Source organism: Enterococcus bulliens (assembly GCF_053761865.1).
The window spans coordinates 40,596-61,481 of record NZ_JBSMXK010000015.1 but is presented as its reverse complement, the minus strand read 5'-3'; the positions used below and the strand labels follow the sequence as shown (position 1 = coordinate 61,481).

The following is a 20,886-nucleotide window of genomic DNA, read 5'->3' as shown; positions in this document are numbered from 1 at the left end:
TTTTACACAAAAAGTCAACGGCTAAATCCAACCAAAATGCTGACAAGCTTTATAAATGCCATCTTCTAAATTGGTTGCGGTAATGTAATCTGCTTTGTCTTTTAATGCTTTGGTTCCATTGCCCATCGCAATGCTAAACCACTCTTGGCCAAACATTACTAAATCATTAGTATCGTCGCCAAATACTACGACGTCCTCAGTCGGTGCATGTAAATAGGCCATCAATTCACGAATCCCTCGATCTTTTTCATCAATCTGATACATCAAATATTCTGGCACGTAATACAAGCTAGGCAAAAGTTCTTTTGTTGACAACTCGATTTTGCTTGTTTGAGGTAGTGCAATATACAATTTATAGATTTGTTCTAATTCTTCAATCGCAAGTTTTGAATCAATACGATATGTCGTCGGTTCTTGTCGCTTTCCTACTTGTTTAATAAACAACTCATCACGACTGATCACTTCATCGGAATCTTTTGTAGCAAATAACACACCCAGACCTAGACTATCTGCTTCTATCGCGATCTGTTTGGCTTTTTCTAATGCTAATGGACGATTACTAATCAATTGATCGTCAACTACGATAGCTCCACCACCAGCACAAACCATATTGTGTAATCCCAATTTTTCCATGATCGGACGCGCTTTATAATGCGCACGTCCAGTTGCAATTGCAACAAAATGGCCCTTTTGCTGTAGTTTTTCCAAAGCTTGTTTGGCACTTGGAATAATTTCATTCGTTGCACGATCGGTCAACGTACCATCGATATCAAAAAAGAAATATTTCTTTTGCATAATCTACTCCTCTACTGCGTTGCATGGACTTTTTTTGTGTAATGTTTCAAGAAAAATGGTGAGAGTAACGTACTTAAAATAATCACAATGACAAATGGCGCATAAAGTTCATGTGGGACGATTCCTGCTTCATCACCAAGCTGTAAAATAATCAAGGCCATTTCACCACGCGAAATCAACCCAGAACCGATCATCAAAGCCGAGTGATTATCAAAACCGACCATACGGCTACCTAGATATCCACCAAATAATTTACTAATAATGGCTACAATCAACAGTACGAGAATAAACAATGCTTGTGTCCATAATTGATCAAACGTCACGCTTAAACCAATACTGACAAAGAAAACCGGAATAAAAACACTATATCCCAATACTTCAACGTTTTTAAATACTAAATCTTTGACTTTGGTTTGCCCCACAGCGATCCCTGCAAAAAAGGCACCGATCACTGAACTTAATCCGACAAAGTCCGCTAAATAAGCCATGCTTAAACATAAGACTACTGACGTAATCACCGTAGCACTTGTGGCAAACAACTTGCCACTTAACTCCATCAATTTTCCTGCAATAAAACGAATGACAAAGAAAATCAAACCGAAGTACAAGACTTGTTCGACTAATAATAAAGGCAAAGGCAATCCTTCAGCTGCAGCTCCTTTTTGAAAGAACGGTAGACTCAAGCTAAAAATCAGTACTACCGCAATATCATCGACAACGGAAGCACCTAAAATCGTCGCCCCTTCTTTCGTTTGCAACGCACGTAACTCTTTTAGCACTTCAACGGAGATACTAACTGATGTTGCCGCTAAGATCATACCTGAAAACAAGGCGACTTTCATTGAAAAACCAAACCAAAACGTGCTCACTCCACCTAAGAGTACTGGCAATAAAATTCCTAAAAACGCCACTAAAAAGGCAGGTTTCGCATATTTTTTCAACAATTGTAGATCGCTTTCGATCCCAGCTAAAAACATCAACAAGATCACACCCAGTTCTGAAAATTCGTGTAAGATCTCGGTGTTTTTTAATAAATGTAAGCCACCACTTCCTAAAATAATTCCTACTAATAATTGCCCGACAACTGCCGGGACTCCGATTCTTCTTGAAAAATGTGACACCAATGTCGTTGTAATCAAAATCAAACATAAACTACCGACAAACTCCATATCATTTCCTCCTTATACAAGCAAAAAGAGCGCAGGCTTCTAGTCATTTCTCCGCCCCTGAAGAAACAATCCTTGAAAGCCTACGCCCAACCCTTGTGTGTTTATACTCAAAAAATAGTATAACAAAAATTACGCAAGATGACACTTATAGTTGATCGAAAATTTGTTGACTAAATACACTTAAACTCACTTCTACAGCTTCGGGTAATTGTGCCGCAAAATCAAAGGTTACTTTTTTAGAAGCAATCGCTTGTTCGATTGCGCGTTCGATACGCTCAGCGACTTCTCCCCAACCAAGATAACGAAACATCAAAACGCCAGATAATAAGACAGAACAAGGGTTCACCTTATTTTTACCTGCAAATTTAGGTGCTGTTCCATGCGTTGCTTCAAATACTGCATGACCACTTTGAAGATTGAAATTTGCACCAGGAGAAATTCCCACACCCCCAACTTGTGCAGCTAGAGCATCGGAGATATAGTCACCATTTAGGTTCATTGTAGCGATGACTTGGTGATCTTTTGGTCGTGCGATGATCTCTTCTAGAAAAATATCAGCAATACAATCTTTAACAATCAGTTTCCCTGCTTGCTGTGCTTTTTGGAGTGCTTGATTGGCTTGATCTTCACCTAGTTCTTTTTTGATCGTATCGTAAGTGTGATAGGTAAAGGTTTGCTCGGCATATTCTTGTTCTGCAACTTCATATCCCCACTTTTTAAAGCCACCTTCTGTGAATTTCATAATATTTCCTTTATGAACGAGTGTCACAAACTGTTTTTGATGCGCCAAAGCATGTTCAATTGCGGCCCGAACCAATCGTTTGCTACCTTGACTAGAAATCGGTTTAATCCCAATCGCACTTGTTTTTGGAAATCGAACGTTTGTTACATTTAGTTCATCTGATAAAAAGGTCATCAGTTTTTTCGCTTCGATACTTTCAGCAGCAAACTCGATCCCCGCATAGATATCTTCTGTATTTTCTCGAAATACTACCATATCTGTCCATTCCGGATGTTTCACCGGTGAAGGCACACCTTTGAAATACCGTACCGGTCGCATGCAGACATATAGATCCAATGTCTGACGCAAAGCGACATTGATCGAACGTATTCCTTCTCCAATCGGTGTAGTCAAAGGTCCCTTGATTGAAACAAGCTGTTTTTTTATGATATCAAGTGTTTCTTGAGGTAAATAACTTCCTGTTTCATCAAATGCGCGTTGGCCGGCTAACACTTCTTGCCACTGTATCTTCTTTTTTTCTTGATAGGTCAGAAATACAGCTTGATCAAAAATCCGCTGTGCTTGCTCCCAAATCTCTGGTCCGATTCCATCTCCTTTGATGAAAGGAATCGTCGGGTAGTCTGGAACGACCAACCCTTCTTTTGTCATCTGAATATCATGCATACAATTGCCCTACTCTTTCTGTCATCCGTTCATAACGTTGATTCAATTGTCCTTTATACTGTGAGCGCGGTCGAATCAAGCGATTGGCTTGTTTTTGTTCAGCAATATGCGCCAACCAACCAGCTACTCGACTCATCGCAAAAATCAAGGTAAATAGATCTTTATCAATTCCTAGCACGTGGTAAACCGTTGCTGAATAAAAATCGACATTTGGAATTAAACCTTTTTCTTGGCGAATCACTTGTTCAACTTCTTCTGATAGATGATACCAAATCTGATTTTCAGTTTGATCTGTCATCTGCTGTGCCATTTCTTTCAAATAGATTTGACGTGGATCCACTGTAGTATAGACACGATGACCAAATCCCATGATTTTTTCATTTGATCCTAGTTTTTCTAAAATGTATTGTGTAGAATTTTGTTCAACGGCGATCTCTTCTAGCATATCAAATACGCGTTCATTCGCTCCGCCATGTAAAGCACCTTTTAGCGTTCCAATCGCTGCCGTTACACAAGAGTAAGTATCTGAAAGGGTTGAAGCACATACACGTGCTGCAAAAGTAGATGCATTGAGTTCATGATCTGCATGTAAAATCAAGGCGCGGTCTAGTGCTTGTACATCGATCACACGGGGGATTTCTCCGGTTAGCATATACAAAAAGTTTTCAGCTAGACCTAAGTTTTCATCCGGTACGATTGGATCTAGTCCTTGACGCAAGCGACAAAAACTGGCAATGATCGTTGGTAATTTAGCTTGAAGTGAAATACTTTGACGGTACACAGCCTCTGCATCGGTCGCTTCTGCTTCTTTGTCAAAGACTCCCAATAAAGAAACGGTACTCCGTAAGACACTCATCGGATGCAAGTTTTGACGACATTGAATACGTAAACAAGATTCGACTGCTTCACCGATTGCATATTGTTCACGCAAAGCTCGGGTAAATAAAGCATACTCTGTTGTCGTAGGCAGATGACCATTCCAAAGTAAGAAAATAACTTCTTCAAACGTAGCATCTTGATGCATAAACTCATCAATATCATACCCAAAATAACTTAAACGATCTTCTTCGATTGCGCTAATATAGGTTTCACAAGCGATCGTGTTTGCTAATCCTGCTGTGTTCATAAGTTTTTCCTCCTTGTTGTGTTGCTTCGGCAATTTTTTTACGGACAACCATCGGTAAGATCCCTTGATTTTTGTAATAGCGAATATCAGCTTTAGAATCAAATCGAACACGTACTGTAAATGTCTGTTCACCATCTGCTTTTTCTGCTGTAACAGTGATCAATTCATTGACACCAGTATCTTCGGTGATCGCAATCGTAAAGGCTTCACTTCCATCCAATCCTAATGTTTCAGCACTTTCACCAGGAAGATATTCCAAAGGCAAAACGCCCATCATCACTAGATTAGAGCGATGGATGCGCTCGTAACTTTCTGCAAGCACTGCTTTTACACCTAATAAATGTGTCCCTTTAGCTGCCCAGTCACGCGAAGAGCCCATGCCATAATCTTTTCCTGCTAAAATCAGTAGTGGCGTTTTGGCTGTTTTGTATGTCATCGCGGCATCATAGATCGAACACACCTCATCTGTTTCAAAACATCGCGTTTGTCCTCCTTCAATTCCTGGGACAAGTTGGTTTTTGATCCGAATATTGGCAAATGTTCCACGCATCATGACTTCATGATGTCCTCGTCTTGATCCGTATGAATTAAACTGACGTAAGGCAACCCCGCGCTCTTTTAAGTAATGCCCTGCTGGAACTTTACTTGAGATCGCACCAGCTGGTGAAATATGATCGGTTGTGACTGAATCTCCAAATTTTGCCAGTACACGCAGCCCTACTAATGGTTCTAATGGCATCAATTCTTGGGTCATGTTTTCAAAATAAGGTGGATTCGCAATATACGTGGACGTTTCGTCCCATGTATAGATCGGTTCTGGTTTAACTGCAATTTGGTTCCACACTTCATTGGCATCAAAGACTTTTGCATAGTGGGTCTGATACAATTCAGGTGTTACGAATGCTTTAACCGTTTCATCGATCTCTTGCTTGGTCGGCCAAATATCTTGTAGATAAATCGCCTCACCCTGATCATTAAGACCAATAGGTTCTCTACTTAAGTCTTTATTCACAGTTCCAGCTAATGCGTATGCAATCACTAAAGGCGGTGATGCTAAATAGTTGGCTTTGACTTGTGGATGGATGCGTCCTTCAAAATTACGATTTCCACTTAAGACCGCTGAAACGATTAGATCGTTGTCGATAATCGTTTGGGTAAGCGTGTCTTCTAGCGGTCCAGAATTTCCAATACACGTCGTACACCCATACCCAACTACAGCAAAACCTAACTCTTCCAAATAAGGTAATAAACCGGCATCTTTTAGATAGGCCGTTACGACTTGAGAGCCTGGCGCTAGTGACGTTTTTACTTTACTTGAGACACGTAAGCCATTTTGAACAGCATGTTTTGCTAATAGCCCAGCTGCTAACATCACATAAGGATTTGAAGTATTTGTACAACTCGTGATGGCCGCAATCACAAGATCCCCGGTGCTTAGCGTTTGCGTTCGGGATAAGGCGACTTGCTTTTTGAGTTCATTTTGTGTCAGACCAAATCCTTGTGGTCCTTCTGGATTCAATAATGATGTTTGAAAATTTGTTTTCATCTCATCTAAAAAAATCAAATCTTGAGGACGTTTAGGACCAGCTAAACTCGTGCGGACTCTTGATAAATCCATGGATACATTTGTAGAATAGTCTCTTTTTCCTGCTTGATAATACAGTTGATTTTGTTTTAGATACGTTTTAGTCAATGCAATTTTTTCAGGATCGCGTCCAGTTAGTTCCATGTAGCGCAATGTTTCATCATCTACTGGAAAATAGCCACAAGTTGCCCCGTATTCTGGTGCCATATTGGCAATTGTAGCCCGGTCAGCTAATGAAAGTTGCTCCATTCCTGAACCATAAAATTCTACAAATTTTCCTACTACTTTCGTTTCACGTAATAATTTCGTGATTTCTAAAGCAACATCTGTCGCCGTAGCCCCTAGAGCGAGCGTACCGACCAGCTCGACACCCACGACTTCTGGCACTGGAAAATATGACGGTTCGCCAAGCATCGCGGCTTCTGCTTCGATTCCTCCTACACCCCAACCTAATACACCTAACCCATTGATCATCGTCGTATGTGAATCCGTTCCTAAGACACTATCTGGATAGACGATCGTTTGCTCACCCACTTCTTTGGTCACGACGACTTCCGACAAATATTCAATATTAACTTGATGGATAATGCCTGTAGCTGGAGGAATCACACGGTAGTGATCAAAAGCTGTTTGGGCCCATTTTAAAAATTCGTAACGCTCTTGATTACGCTGGAATTCTAGTGCAACGTTTGCTGCCAAAGCTTCTACCGTACCAGCCTGATCCACTTGGACAGAATGGTCGATTACTAAATCAACTGGAATTTCTGGATTGACTTGTGTCGCTTTTCCACCAAATTTTACGATCGCTTCTCGCATCGATGCCAAATCGACGATCACGGGTACGCCGGTAAAATCTTGCAAGATCACACGTGCTGGTTTAAAGGGTACCTCTCCTTTAGGATTTGACGCATCAAATTTGATCAATTGGGCGATATGTTCTTTTGTAATGTCTACGTCATCTTGTTGGCGAACTAACGTCTCAAGTAACAGACGGATCACGTAAGGTAACCGTTCAAGTGACTGACCATATGTAGTTGCCGCTTCATGTAAATCAAAAAGATAATATTCTTTTTCATTTACGATAAATGGGCGTAAGTACTGTGTTTGTTGTTGTTGCATAAAAAAACCTCCCATCAACTGTTTCAATGTACCGATTATATCGATTAAAATTCTCATTGTAAATTCATGTAATTTTAATATTATTCTAAAATTACGTGGAGAAAATAGATTTTTCATTGAATTGATACGGTTTTAAATAAGCAAAAAAACAAAAATTCTTTTTTTATCGCGTTCATTTTGATGTCAGTTTGTGAAAAATTAAAATCGCCTACTTAAATCTTTATGTCAATCGTTTCATTAAAAAAAGCATGGATTCTAACAAAAAATCTATGCTTTTTATGATATTTATTTTATTTTATTAAAAAAAGACGACATCACTGTATTAATTTGATTCCCAATTTTCTAGTCTATCATGTAACACTGATTTTGGTTCATTCGCACCAAATAATGGACTTCCGGGTTCTAATTTAATCCCCTGTGCTAACGAATCCAAGTAATAAGGAGCAAATCCCAAATTTGAAATCAAGGTATCCATCATTGCTGAAAGCTCTTTTTGGTCAGTAGCATAAATCATTCCCTTTTGAGCTGTCAAATCTGATGTGGCCTCATCGGCTAAATCATGATAACCCATATGGTTAAAAGCTTTAACCACGTTTGCGCTTTGGGGCAACCAAGCTTGAACGGTCAAACTAGATCCTCGATACCGCCCTTCATCGTCTGGACCATCGACTTCCCACCAGTAATTCATAGCATCTAGAACTACTTTATCTTCAAACTGTTCACGCATCGTTTCTGGTAAATCGAAAAAACGACTAAGTGGTAAAGCTAAAATAATTACTGGATAATTCTCTAGCAGAGTCGTTGAATCAAGAACCTCTGTTCCGGGAGCCAAAACACTCACACTCAACTCGATCGCACTTGCTGGCCTAGAACTAGCGATCCCAACTTGATATCCTGCACGATTTGCTAATTGCGCTAAGGTTAAGCCTAATTTGCCAGCACCCAAAATCCCGATTTTTTCCATTATTGCTCAACTCCTAGTAATTCTTTTACACGAGGAATCACAACTTTACCATATAATTCGATCGTTCTAAGACGAGCATCCGCTGTTTGGCCACCTGCTCCATACACCAAATCAAAGCGCTCAACCCCAACTTCTTTGATTGTACGTGCAATTTTTTGCGCCACGGTTTCAGGATCACCGACAAAATAAGCGCCATGTTCAATTTCTGCCAAGAAGCGTTCGCGACTCATTGCAGCCCAACCACGTTCGCGTCCTAATTGATCCATCATCGCTTTGATGTACTGCCAAGCAGTCTCTTGTGCTTCTTCATTCGTGTCGGCAATTACACCATGTGAATGCATACCAACGGGTAAAATAGGTTGATTAAATTGCGTAGCTGCTTTTTGATACAACTCTACATAAGGTGCAAAACGTTTCGGTTCGCCACCAATAACAGCTAACATCACTGGAAAACCATATCGAGCAGCACGAATAATCGATTCTGGCGTGCCCCCAACACCGATATACGTCGTAAGGGTTCGACCGTTTTCCATTTGCGGATACATCCGAGCTTGATTTAATGATTGCGTAACTTTACCTTCCCATGTAACGGTTTCTTCTGTAATCAAACGATGATAAAGCGCTAATTTTTCTTCAAATAATTCATTGTATTGTTGTAGATCGTAGCCAAATAATGGAAAAGATTCAGTAAATGATCCACGACCTAGCATCACTTGCGCTCGGCCATCTGATAACGCATCTAAGGTCGCAAAACGTTCATATACACGAACAGGATCGTCTGAACTTAATACCGTAACACCGGTACTTAATTTGATCTTTTTTGTCACGCTTGCTAAAGCACCTAATACGATTTCTGGACTAGAAATCGCATATTCTTTACGATGATGTTCTCCAATAGCTAAAATATCGATTCCCGCTTGCTCAGCCAACACACCTTCTTCAACCGTTAAGCGCAAAGCTTCAGCATCTGATACGCGTTTGCCTGCTTGATCATAAGGGATATCGCCAAATGTGTCTAAACCAAATTCATAATGTGTCATGTGTATTCCTCCGACTTGTTTTTTTCTACTATACCAAGTTTCAAATAGAAATACGATTATTCTGCTTACAAAAAATAAGTAAACTAATAAAAAAAAGAACACCATGACAAACACGGTGTTCTTACGATTAAGAATTAATATTTAAAATCCACATAAAGCCAACAAAAACGAAGAATAATACATACATAATTGGCGAAACTTCTTTGCCTCGTTTGGCAGCGATCATTGTAATCGGATAAAAAATGAATCCTAACGCAATCCCATCTGAGATACTATACGTTAGCGGCATTCCTACTAAAATCAAAAAGGCTGGGATTGCGATTTCAAGTTTTTCCCATTCGATTTCTTTTAGCGAGTGAGCCATCATCACACCTACAACGATCAACGCTGGTGCAGTCACTTGAGGTGTGACGATTCCTAATAAAGGAGAAAAGAATAGACCAAATAAAAATAAAATTCCCGTTACGACGGCCGTTAATCCAGAACGTCCACCAACTGCAATCCCTGCTGAAGACTCGACATACGCCCCTACTGGAGAAGTTCCAAATAATGAACCTGCCAACATCGCAGTTGAATCCGAAGCCAAAGCTTTACCCACACGTGGCATCTCATTATTTTTCATAAATCCCGCTTGATTCGCTAACCCAACAAGTGTTCCAGCTGTATCAAAAAATGTAACCAATAAAAACGTTAAGACAACCACCCAAAGCTGGATCGTATTGATATCACCTACGTGTTTTAAAGCAACTAGAAAAGTCGGTTTTAAACTTGGAGCTGCGGATAAGATTCCTGTAGGTTTTTGGATCAAGCCTGTGACTAATCCTAAGATAGTTGTCGCTGCCATCCCAATAAAGACGCTTCCTGGTATACGACGAATCAATAAAATAGCCGTTACGGTTAACCCAAAAATCGTTAACCAAGTCGTACCAACCGATAGCGAACCTAATGATACAAGTGTCGATTCATCTGCAACGATGATCCCACCTTGATTTAATCCTAAAAAGGCGATAAACAAGCCGATCCCACCAGAAATCGCAAATTTTAAATCTTTAGGAATTGCATTAATGATCAATTCACGTAATTTAAATACAGTAATCAACATAAATAACAATGAAGCAACGAAAACACCCGCTAGAGCTGTCTGCCAAGGAATCTTCATTCCGATACAGACCGAATAGGCGAAAAATGCGTTGATTCCTAGCGCTGGAGCTGTGGCGATCGGATACTTCGCATATAGTCCCATCATAATACTTCCGACAGCACTTGCTAATGCTGTCGCTGTAAAGACTGCACCTTCGTCCATCCCAGAAGCACCTAATACACTAGGATTGACGAATAGAATATACACCATTGAAATAAACGTGGTAAACCCAGCAATCACTTCGGTGCGAAATGAGGTTTGAAGCGCAGATAGACCAAAATACTGCGACACTTTTTCTTTCACTACTAAAAATCCTCCTAAAAGACGAACATTATTGTCATGAACACCTTTATTCTTTTCTTTTTTATATAACCTGGTTTATCATATACTATAGTGTTTCAATTGTAAATGTGAAACCCATGAAACTCATGAAAATCCAAAAGAAAATGTTTGTAATTTATTACAAAAAGGACTACTCTATTAGAGTAAACAGTGGCTTAGGAGGAAATGAACATGTTAGAAAAAGAGTTATACAAAAAATTATTTTCAGAATCATTCTCGTTACCTGTAGCAGTCAACTACTGGGATAACACTTCAGAACGTTACGGCAATCTAGAAGGTGAACCAGAGATCACCATTACCTTTAATGAAATCATCCCCATCAAGGAAATCACTAAAAATGCTTCTTTGACACTAGGAGAAGCGTATATGGATAAAAAAATCGAAATTGATGGAAGTATCCAAGCTCTCGTTACGGATGCGTATCGTCAAGCCAATAGTTTTTTGCGTTCAAAAAGCTATATCAAATGGTTACCAAAATTAGCACGTCATACTAAAAAACAAAATAAAGAAGACATCCATTCCCACTATGATTTAGGAAATGAATTTTATGAATTATGGTTAGATAAAACATTGACATATTCTTGTGCCTATTTTCAAACACCAGAAGATACATTAGAACAAGCTCAAATGAATAAAGTGCGTCATATCCTAAATAAATTGTTTATTAAAGAAGGCGATAGTCTACTAGATATTGGCTGTGGTTGGGGAACTTTGATGTTTACGGCGATCAAAGAATACGGTGTGCATGCAACAGGAATCACTTTGAGTGAGGAGCAATATCGTTTTATTACAGACAAAATTAAAGCAGAAGGTCTTGAAGATCAATGTACGGTTCTGTTAAAAGACTATCGTGAAGTCAAAAACATGGAATTCGACCATATTACAAGTGTAGGAATGTTTGAACACGTTGGAGAAGATAGCTTAGAAGAATATTTTGCTGTAGTCAAACGCCTATTGAAACCTAAAGGAACAGCCTTGATTCACGGTATCAGTCGCCAACAAGGTGGCGCAACGAACGCTTGGATCAACCAATACATTTTCCCAGGTGGCTATATTCCAGGTGTTGCCGAGTTAGCAAATCACATGCAAACAAACGACCTCCAACTGATTGACTTAGAAAGTTTACGTCGTGATTACCAACTCACTTTAGAACATTGGGCTCATAATTTCCATGAAGTGAAAGAACAGGTATTGCAAGTAGCTGATGAACGCTTCTATCGTATGTGGGACTTGTATTTACAAGCATGTGCAGCATCATTTGAAGCAAGTAATATCGATGTCGTCCAATATCTACTAGTACATCCAGGCAATAATTCCATCCCAATGCACCGCTATGTAGGGCATTGATCGATTTTTTAGGTGATGTGATAAAAGTCTATCACATCACCTAAAAATTGAATAAACGGTGTTCCAAAAGTAGCTCTTTTAAAAATAAGCCGCACCATTCCGATAATAGACGAGTCTATTATCGGAATGGTGCGGCTTATTTTTAAGAGCTGCCCACTTCTGTCACAACCTCTTTTTTTCATCTAGTCCTAAATTTCCACGCAGCGTATCATGTGTGTACTTGGTTTTGTAAATGCCTTTTGCTTGTAATAGTGGTACGACTTCATGTACAAATCGTTCAAAAGCGTGAGGATAGTCTCCACCGATGATGAAGCCATCAACAGCTCCTTGATTGAACCATTCTTCGATCAAATCCGCTACGTCTTCTTTCGTCCCCATAAATAAAGGTCTAGGTAAAGCTTGTTCGACCGCGACTTGACGAAGGGTCAATCCCCTTGCTTTCGCTTCTTGTTTGATTTTGTCCGTCGTGCTCCTAAATGCCTCTTTACCGATCGTACCAAGATCTGGAAAAGGTTCATCTAGTGGGTATTGATGAAAATTATGATCATCGAAATAACGCGCTAAGTAATTCAACGCATTTTCGATTGGAATCAACTGTGCAACTGCTTGATATTGTGCTTCAGCATCTTCTTTTGTTTCGCCAATAATCGGTGAAATTCCCGGTAACACCAATGCCTTGCGTTCATACACGGCAGCTTGATCAGTGATCTCATCATAAAATTCTTTCATCGCTGGAATCGAATTGCTGTGGGTAAAAATCGCTTCTGCATGTTTTGCCGCAAAAGCCTTTCCTTTTTCGGAAGCTCCTGCTTGGAAAACAACCGGTTCTCCTTGAGGTGAACGGCCGATATTTAATGGTCCTTCCACTTGATAATAGTTTCCTTGATAGTGTGTTCGATGCATTTTACTAAAATCAACATACTGACCGGTCTCTTTATTTCGTACAAAAGCATCTTCTTCAAATGAACGCCATAATCCTTGAACAACTTCTAGATGTTCTTTTGCAATATCATAGCGCTCGTCGTGTGGAGGCAATGTGCGATTATTATAATTTTTTGCTGCACCAGCTTGTGGTGAAGTCACCACATTCCATCCTGCTCGTCCTTTACTCAAGTGATCTAGTGACATCAATTGTCTAGCTAGAGTGAATGGATCGGTATATGTAGAAGAAAAAGTTCCCACTAAACCGATATGTTTCGTAACTTGTGCTAAAGAAGCTAGCAAGGTGATCGGTTCAAAGCGATTTAAAAAATGAGGAATCGATGTTTCGGAAATAAACAGCCCATCAGCAATAAACACAAAATCGAAGAAAGCCTGTTCTGCAAGCTGTGCTCGTTGCTGGTAAAAATCAAAATTCGTACTCGCTGTCGCATCGATATCTGGATGACGCCATCCATCTGTTGTACTCCCGATTCCGTGTAAAATGGCACCTAAATGTAATTGTCTACTCATGCAACTACCTCGCGATGTGCCTCGATTTCAGCAATCACATCGGCTAATTCCAAACTCGTCACTCCCGTAAACTGTGCACTATTTGATTTCGCGATTTCCACGACTGGTACATAACTTACACCATATTTCGTTTGTAAAATCGAGCGAAATGCGTCTTGATGGGTCACATCGACTACACGATACGCAAGTTTTTCTTTGGCAAAATACTTTTTTAATGTTTGACAATAATGACAGCCCTCTTTGGCCCATAACACAATCGTTGGTTGACTCATACTAAAACTCCTCTTTTCAATTCAAATTTAGTTGCAAGATACTCGATCAATTGCATTTTTTCTTCATACGACATATAAGGTGTATGAATAACGATATCCGAAAGATCATGGCGAACACAAAAGTCCTTAAGTTCTTTAGCCAATGTCTCTTTTTGAGCCACAATCGCTCCTGTCGGTTTCTTCTCAATCCACGTTTTTTCTTCTTGCGTCTCTTGATAGGTTTTTGCACTAGTTTCGTCTGCAAAATTCAAACGTTTCCCAGATTCAAAATGAACCGTATAAGAAGCCAGTTGGTCAAGATAGGCTTTTTTTTGCTCTAAAGAATCGACTAATGCAACGGTAACAGCTACCATAAAGCGTGTATGTTTTCGTACAGAAAATGCTTGTTTGACCTCTGATAAAATCGTTTCATTTCCATTAGCAAAAAACGGATAAATCATACTCGATTGTGTTTCATTTGCTAAAGCTGCACTTTCTAAACTCCCACCAAGTAGTACCATTTCAGGTGCAGTACTAAGAGCGGGTGCCAGTTTGATTCGGTCAAAATAGCGATGGTCAACTGGTAACGTTTGGCGCAATAAGCCAACAACTTCACGGTATTTTTCTTCAAAAGAAATTGGCTTCAAAAAAGCATCTTTTTGTAAAACAGTGACGACTTGATCATTGCCTCCTTGTGCTTTTCCAATCCCTGCAATGACGCGATGTGGTGCTAGATTTGCGAGCACGTCAAAATTTTCTGCTACTTTATAAGGCACAAAATGTTGTAGCATCACACCCGCACTACCGATCTTGATCTGGTCGGTCGCAGCTAAAAGATACCCCATCAAAACTTCTGGACTAACGCCTGCCATTTGATCAATCAAATGATGTTCTGAAACATAGAATGCATCAAACCCTAAAATATCAGCTTGCTGTGCATAGTCTACTGTTTTTGCTAGTGTTGAGATTGCATTTTCATTTTCATAAATAATACTTTGATCTAATAAACCTAGACGTATCACGAAATAGCCCCCTCTAACGTTTGTGGTCTGGTACGTGCCAAAAATTGTTTAGTCCGTTCTTCTTTGGTTTGTTCGAATACTTCTTTTGGCGTACCTTGTTCAACGATTTGACCATGTTCCATAAAAATCACACGATCGGCTACCTCATACGCAAATTGCATCTCATGTGTTACGATGATTAACGTACTGTCTTTATGAGCAAGTGATTGAATCACTCGTAATGTTTCTCCCACTAATTCTGGATCGAGTGCACTTGTAGGTTCATCAAATAAAATGACCTCAGGTTTCAAAGCCAAAGCACGTGCGATTCCTACTCGTTGTTGTTGCCCACCTGATAATTGATTAGGATAGTGATTTAATTTATCTGCTAACCCGACTTGTTCAAGCAAAGCTGTTCCGATAGCTAGGGCCTCATTTTTTGGAAGTTTTTGGACCATGACCAATCCTTCGATCACATTTTCTACTGCTGTTTTATGTGCAAATAGTGCATATTGTTGAAAAACCATCGCCGTTTGTCGTCGCCAAGAAAGAATTTCTTTTTTAGTCGCTTTTTTTGCATCGATGACTTGTTCATTCAATGCTAAGGTTCCAGAATCAGCATGTTCTAAGAAATTAAGGGAACGTAGTAATGTTGTTTTTCCCGAACCACTTGGTCCTAAAATCACCACGACTTCTCCTTTTTCAATCGTTAGATCAAGACCGTCTAAAATAATTTGCTTGCCAAAACGTTTCTTCAATTGTGTGATGGTTAACATCAAACTCCCCCTCTTTTCACAAATGGACGTCGCTCTAAGAAAAAGCCCATTTGTTCGATCATGATCGCCAATATCCAGTAGATAAGCGCTGCTGCAATATAACTTTCTAAAAATGTATAGCTAGTAGTCGCCATAATCAGTGAACCACTTAAAATATCGACCACCGACACGATCGATGCGAGAGCCGATAATTTTAACAATACGATCCACTGATTGCATAAAAGTGGCAAAGATTGCGTTAATAATTGTGGTAAAATAATGCGAAAAATCGTTTGTCTAGTCGTAAGTCCAATCGACGCAGCAGCATCTAGTTGCGAGCGATCAAATTGGATCAATAATCCGCGAAAAACCTCCGTTAACTGGATCGTGGCATATCCGCTCAAAATTACGATAATCAAGTATTCACGATTGAGATCTTTAAAGCGAATTGGAAAATGGAATGTTGTCGCTAATTTATCGAACCAATCTGAAAAAAGTAAGTAACAGACGATCAAACTCAACACCACAGGTATTCCTTTTAAGATCGGAAAAATTAGTTGTAATCCTTTTGCGACTACTGGTGTACGGTAAAAGCGCATAAAAGCAAAACCTAATCCCAAGATACTTCCGATAAGTAAGGGAATAAAGGATAAGCGCAACGTAACAGGTAAATATACCAATCCTTTTTGGAATGCTTCACTAATTGCTTGATAGTCCATTTTGTTCACCTACTTTTATTTAGTATAATCTGCTCCTAAGATTTTCTTTGATAACTCGCTTAATGTTCCTTCATCGATTAACTCTTGCAACGCTTTGTCGACTTTATCCGCTAACGCTTGATCACCTTTTTGGAAGACAAAATACGTTTTTGATTCATTGATTGGCTGATTGTTGACCACAAGATCTGCTGAAAATTCTTTATTCAATTTATCCACATCATATTTTGTTAATAACGCAGCGTCAGCTGTACCATTTTGTAATCCTTTGACTAAAACTTCTTGTGTGGCTTCGTTGTAGACGATATCGATTTTGTTCTCGTGTTTTTGATTGTATTGCTCTAATAAATAAGCTGCGTTTGATCCTGGTGAGGTAAAGACTTTTTTCCCAGCTAATGTATCTAAATTTGTATACTCTGATGCGTCTTTATTTGCTGCTACGTACAAGGTATAATCCGTGTATCCTACTTTTCCATACAAATATTTTTTAGCGCGTTCATCATTGTATTCGTATTGATGGCCAGCAAAATCGACTTTGCCTGCTCCTAAAGCAGTTAAGATATTTTTAAAATCCATAGATTCATATTTAAACTGATATTCTGGCAGTTTTTTATCGATAGTTTTTAACACTTCAACGTCATATCCTTGTAATTCATTATTTTCATCTAGATAGACAAATGGTCGATAGGCATTTCCGGTTCCTACCGTGATGACTTTTCCAGAATCTTTTGTCGTTTCGGCATTGCTTTGTTTGCTACACCCAGCTAAACCTAGACTTAATAACACCGCTAAACTTAGACCTAAAATTGTTTTTTTCTTCATTGTTTACGCCCCTTATGTTGTATAATCTTCTCCCAAATACTGAATCGATAATTTTCTTAATGTTCCATCTTTGATCATATCCGTTAGTGCTTGATCGACCGCAGATTGAAGGTTTGTATTTTCTTTTGTAAATAAAAAATATGTCTTAGCTTTTTTGACCGGCTCTCCTGTAGCTACTAATTTCGCTTGAAATTGCTTGTTCAATTTCGCGATATCAAATTTAGTCATCAATACCGCATCAGCAGTTCCATTTTGTAATCCTTTGACCGTCACCTCGTTACTTCCTTCGTTATAAACGATTTCAATCGGTGTCGGATGGGTTTGATTATACGTTTCCAGTAAGTAAGCGGCATTTGATCCAGCAGAAGCAAATACTTTTTTCCCCGCCAAATCATCTAAAGTATTCACATTACTTAAATGTGCTTGATCTTGCGTGATATACATCGTGAAATCCGTGTACCCTGTTTTGGCGTATAGATATTTCGCTTTTCGTTCCTCATTTTCAGCATATTGATGTGCAGCAAGTTGGATATGATCACTCGATAACGCCGTCAAGATTGTTTTAAAATCCATAGATTCATATTGAAATGAATAGTCGGGTAATCGATGATCGACTTCTTTTAATACGGCAATGTCATATCCAGTCAGTTCATTGTTCTCATCCAAATAAACAAATGGCGGATACGCGTTTCCAGTTCCGACAATAATCGTTTCCCCAGTACCAGACGCCGCTTTAGTCTGTGCGTTAGCGCTACAACCAGCTAAAACGACGGTCAAAATCAACAAACTCCATAGTCTACCCTTCATGCTCAAATCCTCTTCTTCTAAAAGATGGCAAATCGATCAAACGAGGAGACATCACCGATACCTTACGTTCATGTCGTTGATTCAGATGTTGATCCAGTTTAGAAAATAGCTGCTCTAATAAAATACTCAACACAATAAAGCTAACTGCCGCGATAAAATATCCTTCTAGTGAGTGATACGTAACTGAAGCTAAAACTTTGACCTTACCGATAATGTCGACGATTCCTAGTGAAAAAGCTAAAGATGTATCTTGTAATAAGGCGACAATCATCGTTCCTGTTGGCGGTAATGCACTGCGAATCGCTTGTGGTAAAACGATTCTACGATAGATTTGACTTTTGGTTAGTCCAATAGATAAAGCTGCTTCTTTTTGTGCTTGTGGGACTTGAAGAATCGCTGTTCGAAAAATCTCTGAAAAGTAAGCCGATGTATTAATACCGTATGTGATATAGACAAATAAAAGTTTATCTAAATTAACAGGACTTCCTGTTAGCGCCGTCAATAAAACGGGTAATCCATAAAAGACTAAAAATAATTGAATCAATATCGGCGTTCCACGAATAAATGAGACAAATACAATCACAAGTTGAGAAAAAACAGGAAATTTTTCTAAACGAATCAATGCAAAACAAATTCCAAGCAGCATACCCATCAATGTAGCCACCCCTACAATCCCTAAAGTCACTGGTACAGCACTAAGTACCTTAGGAATAAACGACCATACATACTGCCAATTAAAAAAATCTCCCATTTTTTCTCCCCCTTAGGCGCTCGGATTTAGTAACCGGCGCTCGAATTTTTCTGGAATCAACACTTTATACAGTGATACCCCAATATCTTGTGTCGCTTCATCTAAATGCTTGCCGTGGATTTGATAGCCATTTCTTAGATACATATCCAGTAACCAAGGATGTTTTTTACCAGATGTTCCGATCATATATGCTGGCGCTTTATATAGCTGAATCAAATAATCGTTTTCGACTTGTCTTAAAAATTGCTTACCAATTCCTTGTCCACGGTAAGCATTTGCAGTAGCAAACCACCATAAAAATGGATAACGCGATACCGGTGTTTCAGATTCCCAAGGTAAACGGATCGTAATTGTTGAAACCAATTCACCCTTGATCTCATATAGCAAGGCAACTGAACGTTCAATGTTTTCTGTTACCATTTCGAGTGTTGCATTAGTCGATGGCCACTCGATCCCATATTCTTTGACTTCTTTAAACGCTGTTTGGATCAAGTCCAATAAAGCTGGAGCATCTTCTTTAGTCGCTACACGAATGATTCCTTCGCTCATTTAATGAATTCCTTTCTCACTTTTTTTAATGTGTACTGTTCAATTTTTAACAGTTGTGTATCGATTCGTTCTTTCGCTTGTAAAGCAACATCCCAACTGTCGACTTCTCTTGTTACTGCAGATTGATGGATAAATGTCGATTGCAGTAAATATTCTGCTCCCAACTCTTTTAAAACAGGTTCTAATGCATACGGCAATGCCAATACATGATTTGTCGAGCCACCAAGAGCTAAACTATAGACGATTTTTTCTGAGAGTGCCTTTTGTGGGAGTAAATCTAAATACGTTTTTAAAATACCTGAGTAACTCGCTTTATAAATGGGTGTAAAAAAGAGTACGGCTTGGCTGTTCATGATTTTTTGATTGGCTTCTAAAATATCTGGATGTGAAAAATCAGCTGTTAATAATGCTTCATGATTTAATTCATTGACCATAATCAAATCCGTTTTTAGATTCATCAATGAAAACTGATCCATACAATACTCCATAAGTCCTTGAACTCGAGAATAAGATTGGTTACTGCCTACGACTAGGGTGATGGTCGTCATCATCGATCACTTCGCTTTCTTGTAATTAAGATTTTCTAAACTATAAGCCACAATCTTTGTGAAAACAAATCGATTTTTCCAACATCACGTATCAAAAAAATTGATATTTGAATTCATAAACTAGAAATCTAATCATCAAAACCATTGATAACAAGTTTGATAACGAATACATATTTATTTAAATAGCTTTTATTTACTTGTCGATAGAAAAAACTGATCACAAACTTTTTTGGGTTTTACAAAACTTTTCGTATACTGTAGCTAGCTTATTCAAGGAGGCACACTATGGATATTAAAGAAATTGAGACATTTGTCTTGATCGTAAGAACCGGAAGCTTTCAAAAAGCAGCTGAATTATTACAATATGCGCAGCCAACTATTTCATCGCGGATCAAACAACTTGAGAGCGATTTAGCAACCCCGCTTTTTCACCGTGGAAAACACGTTACATTGACGACACAAGGACAAGCTTTTTATAAAAAGGCTGAAGAATTTTTACTTCATTACCAGTCTCTTGCCTTATTTGGTAGCCAATTAGTCAAAGAATCAAACCAAACATTGACGATTGGAGTCTCTGATCCAACAGCTAGTCTGATCCTACCTGAAATTTTGACGCGCTTTAAAGAAGAATTTCCTTTAACTACTATTGCCATTCAAGTCATGGATGCCAATTCATGTAATCAAAGCCTACAAGAAGGTACGATCGATTTTGCGATTTGTGGAGAACCCACACTTTTATCTGAACAATTATTCGAACCTTTCTTTTATGACGAATTGAATTTACTTGTTTACGATACTCATCCCTTGGCACAAAAAGAACGCATCACACTAGCCGAACTGAATCAAGAGACATTTTTGATGACGCCAGAAAATTGTCCAATTCGAATCAAAATTGAACAATACCTAAAGCAAGCGATTGGAACCAATTATAAAAAAATCGAAGTCACGACAAGTTTGGCTCATAAATACTATGTACAGCAAAAAATTGGTATTTCTATTTTTACTTCGATTGCCCATAGCGAACGCTTGCCACATACTGTCGTACTTCCCATCGATTCGCTTCCTATTCGACCAGCTATTGGATTTTTAACTCCTACCAAACCACACGGCGAACTGGAGTTGATCCGTGCATTCAAAACATTCACGCTAGCTGTTTTCCAACAAAAAGGCATGATTTATCTACCTATAAATTAAAAAAGCA

Annotated in this window: 20 protein-coding genes and 1 other annotated feature; of the genes, 2 read left to right on the top strand and 18 right to left on the bottom strand. The window is 39.0% G+C overall.

Annotated features, from left to right (window positions below):
- Nucleotides 1-21: 21 nt before the first annotated feature.
- From ACWOEC_RS08705 to ACWOEC_RS08670, 8 genes are all read right to left on the bottom strand, one after another.
- On the bottom strand, nucleotides 22-795 hold the full coding sequence (locus ACWOEC_RS08705; RefSeq protein ID WP_455307467.1) for a Cof-type HAD-IIB family hydrolase: 774 nt from the start codon (nucleotides 793-795) through the stop codon (nucleotides 22-24).
- Nucleotides 796-806: 11 nt separating this feature from the next.
- Nucleotides 807-1,964 (bottom strand): cation:proton antiporter, encoded by a 1,158-nt coding sequence (locus ACWOEC_RS08700; RefSeq protein WP_297079647.1) that lies wholly within the window; start codon nucleotides 1,962-1,964, stop codon nucleotides 807-809.
- A gap of 45 nt (nucleotides 1,965-2,009) precedes the next feature.
- Nucleotides 2,010-2,056: a sequence feature (sodium ion sensor (DUF1646 type); this cis-regulatory element may regulate processes involved in with the transportation of sodium ions), on the bottom strand.
- Between the two features lie 53 nt (nucleotides 2,057-2,109).
- A complete protein-coding gene (gene icd / locus ACWOEC_RS08695; RefSeq protein ID WP_455307465.1) occupies nucleotides 2,110-3,369 on the bottom strand; it encodes an NADP-dependent isocitrate dehydrogenase in 1,260 nt (419 codons plus the stop codon).
- Entirely contained in the window at nucleotides 3,362-4,495 is a 1,134-nt protein-coding gene (locus ACWOEC_RS08690; RefSeq protein WP_455307464.1) for a citrate synthase, read from the bottom strand. The genes icd and ACWOEC_RS08690 overlap by 8 nt, the downstream gene beginning before the upstream one ends.
- Complete coding sequence (acnA, locus tag ACWOEC_RS08685) at nucleotides 4,458-7,199, bottom strand: aconitate hydratase AcnA (protein WP_455307462.1); 2,742 nt, start codon at nucleotides 7,197-7,199, stop codon at nucleotides 4,458-4,460. The genes ACWOEC_RS08690 and acnA overlap by 38 nt, the downstream gene beginning before the upstream one ends.
- A 322-nt stretch (nucleotides 7,200-7,521) precedes the next feature.
- Nucleotides 7,522-8,163 carry an NADPH-dependent F420 reductase gene (locus ACWOEC_RS08680; protein WP_455307460.1) on the bottom strand — a complete coding sequence of 214 codons (642 nt, stop codon included), beginning with the start codon at nucleotides 8,161-8,163 and terminating at the stop codon, nucleotides 7,522-7,524.
- Nucleotides 8,163-9,203 carry an LLM class flavin-dependent oxidoreductase gene (locus ACWOEC_RS08675; protein WP_455307458.1) on the bottom strand — a complete coding sequence of 347 codons (1,041 nt, stop codon included), beginning with the start codon at nucleotides 9,201-9,203 and terminating at the stop codon, nucleotides 8,163-8,165. The genes ACWOEC_RS08680 and ACWOEC_RS08675 overlap by 1 nt, the downstream gene beginning before the upstream one ends.
- A gap of 127 nt (nucleotides 9,204-9,330) precedes the next feature.
- Entirely contained in the window at nucleotides 9,331-10,647 is a 1,317-nt protein-coding gene (locus tag ACWOEC_RS08670; RefSeq protein ID WP_455307456.1) for an NCS2 family permease, read from the bottom strand.
- 210 nt (nucleotides 10,648-10,857) lie between these two features.
- Here ACWOEC_RS08670 and ACWOEC_RS08665 point away from each other — a divergent pair, with 210 nt between their 5' ends.
- Nucleotides 10,858-12,033, top strand: a complete 1,176-nt coding sequence (locus ACWOEC_RS08665; RefSeq protein ID WP_297079661.1) for an SAM-dependent methyltransferase — start codon at nucleotides 10,858-10,860, stop codon at nucleotides 12,031-12,033.
- 162 nt (nucleotides 12,034-12,195) lie between these two features.
- Here the strand turns inward: ACWOEC_RS08665 and ACWOEC_RS08660 are convergent, their stop codons facing one another.
- Genes ACWOEC_RS08660 through ACWOEC_RS08615 form a run of 10 tightly spaced genes read right to left on the bottom strand, consistent with a single transcriptional unit; the run spans nucleotide 12,196 to nucleotide 19,685 of the window.
- Nucleotides 12,196-13,485 (bottom strand): LLM class flavin-dependent oxidoreductase, encoded by a 1,290-nt coding sequence (locus tag ACWOEC_RS08660; RefSeq protein WP_455307454.1) that lies wholly within the window; start codon nucleotides 13,483-13,485, stop codon nucleotides 12,196-12,198.
- A complete protein-coding gene (locus tag ACWOEC_RS08655) occupies nucleotides 13,482-13,757 on the bottom strand; it encodes a glutaredoxin family protein (protein WP_455307452.1) in 276 nt (91 codons plus the stop codon). The genes ACWOEC_RS08660 and ACWOEC_RS08655 overlap by 4 nt, the downstream gene beginning before the upstream one ends.
- Nucleotides 13,754-14,758 carry an MsnO8 family LLM class oxidoreductase gene (locus tag ACWOEC_RS08650; RefSeq protein ID WP_455307450.1) on the bottom strand — a complete coding sequence of 335 codons (1,005 nt, stop codon included), beginning with the start codon at nucleotides 14,756-14,758 and terminating at the stop codon, nucleotides 13,754-13,756. Before ACWOEC_RS08650 ends, ACWOEC_RS08655 begins: the two co-directional genes overlap by 4 nt.
- Entirely contained in the window at nucleotides 14,755-15,513 is a 759-nt protein-coding gene (locus tag ACWOEC_RS08645; protein WP_297079668.1) for an amino acid ABC transporter ATP-binding protein, read from the bottom strand. Before ACWOEC_RS08645 ends, ACWOEC_RS08650 begins: the two co-directional genes overlap by 4 nt.
- On the bottom strand, nucleotides 15,513-16,211 hold the full coding sequence (locus tag ACWOEC_RS08640; RefSeq protein WP_455307448.1) for an ABC transporter permease subunit: 699 nt from the start codon (nucleotides 16,209-16,211) through the stop codon (nucleotides 15,513-15,515). Before ACWOEC_RS08640 ends, ACWOEC_RS08645 begins: the two co-directional genes overlap by 1 nt.
- A gap of 15 nt (nucleotides 16,212-16,226) precedes the next feature.
- Nucleotides 16,227-17,030: a transporter substrate-binding domain-containing protein gene (locus ACWOEC_RS08635; protein WP_455307446.1), complete on the bottom strand. Its 804-nt coding sequence runs from the start codon at nucleotides 17,028-17,030 to the stop codon at nucleotides 16,227-16,229.
- Nucleotides 17,031-17,042: 12 nt separating this feature from the next.
- Nucleotides 17,043-17,837 carry a transporter substrate-binding domain-containing protein gene (locus ACWOEC_RS08630; protein WP_455307444.1) on the bottom strand — a complete coding sequence of 265 codons (795 nt, stop codon included), beginning with the start codon at nucleotides 17,835-17,837 and terminating at the stop codon, nucleotides 17,043-17,045.
- Nucleotides 17,827-18,588 carry an amino acid ABC transporter permease gene (locus ACWOEC_RS08625; protein WP_455307442.1) on the bottom strand — a complete coding sequence of 254 codons (762 nt, stop codon included), beginning with the start codon at nucleotides 18,586-18,588 and terminating at the stop codon, nucleotides 17,827-17,829. Before ACWOEC_RS08625 ends, ACWOEC_RS08630 begins: the two co-directional genes overlap by 11 nt.
- A gap of 12 nt (nucleotides 18,589-18,600) precedes the next feature.
- Entirely contained in the window at nucleotides 18,601-19,137 is a 537-nt protein-coding gene (locus ACWOEC_RS08620; RefSeq protein WP_297079677.1) for a GNAT family N-acetyltransferase, read from the bottom strand.
- On the bottom strand, nucleotides 19,134-19,685 hold the full coding sequence (locus ACWOEC_RS08615; RefSeq protein WP_455307440.1) for an NAD(P)H-dependent oxidoreductase: 552 nt from the start codon (nucleotides 19,683-19,685) through the stop codon (nucleotides 19,134-19,136). The genes ACWOEC_RS08620 and ACWOEC_RS08615 overlap by 4 nt, the downstream gene beginning before the upstream one ends.
- A gap of 285 nt (nucleotides 19,686-19,970) precedes the next feature.
- Here ACWOEC_RS08615 and ACWOEC_RS08610 point away from each other — a divergent pair, with 285 nt between their 5' ends.
- Complete coding sequence (locus tag ACWOEC_RS08610) at nucleotides 19,971-20,879, top strand: LysR family transcriptional regulator (protein ID WP_455307438.1); 909 nt, start codon at nucleotides 19,971-19,973, stop codon at nucleotides 20,877-20,879.
- Nucleotides 20,880-20,886 lie beyond the last annotated feature (7 nt).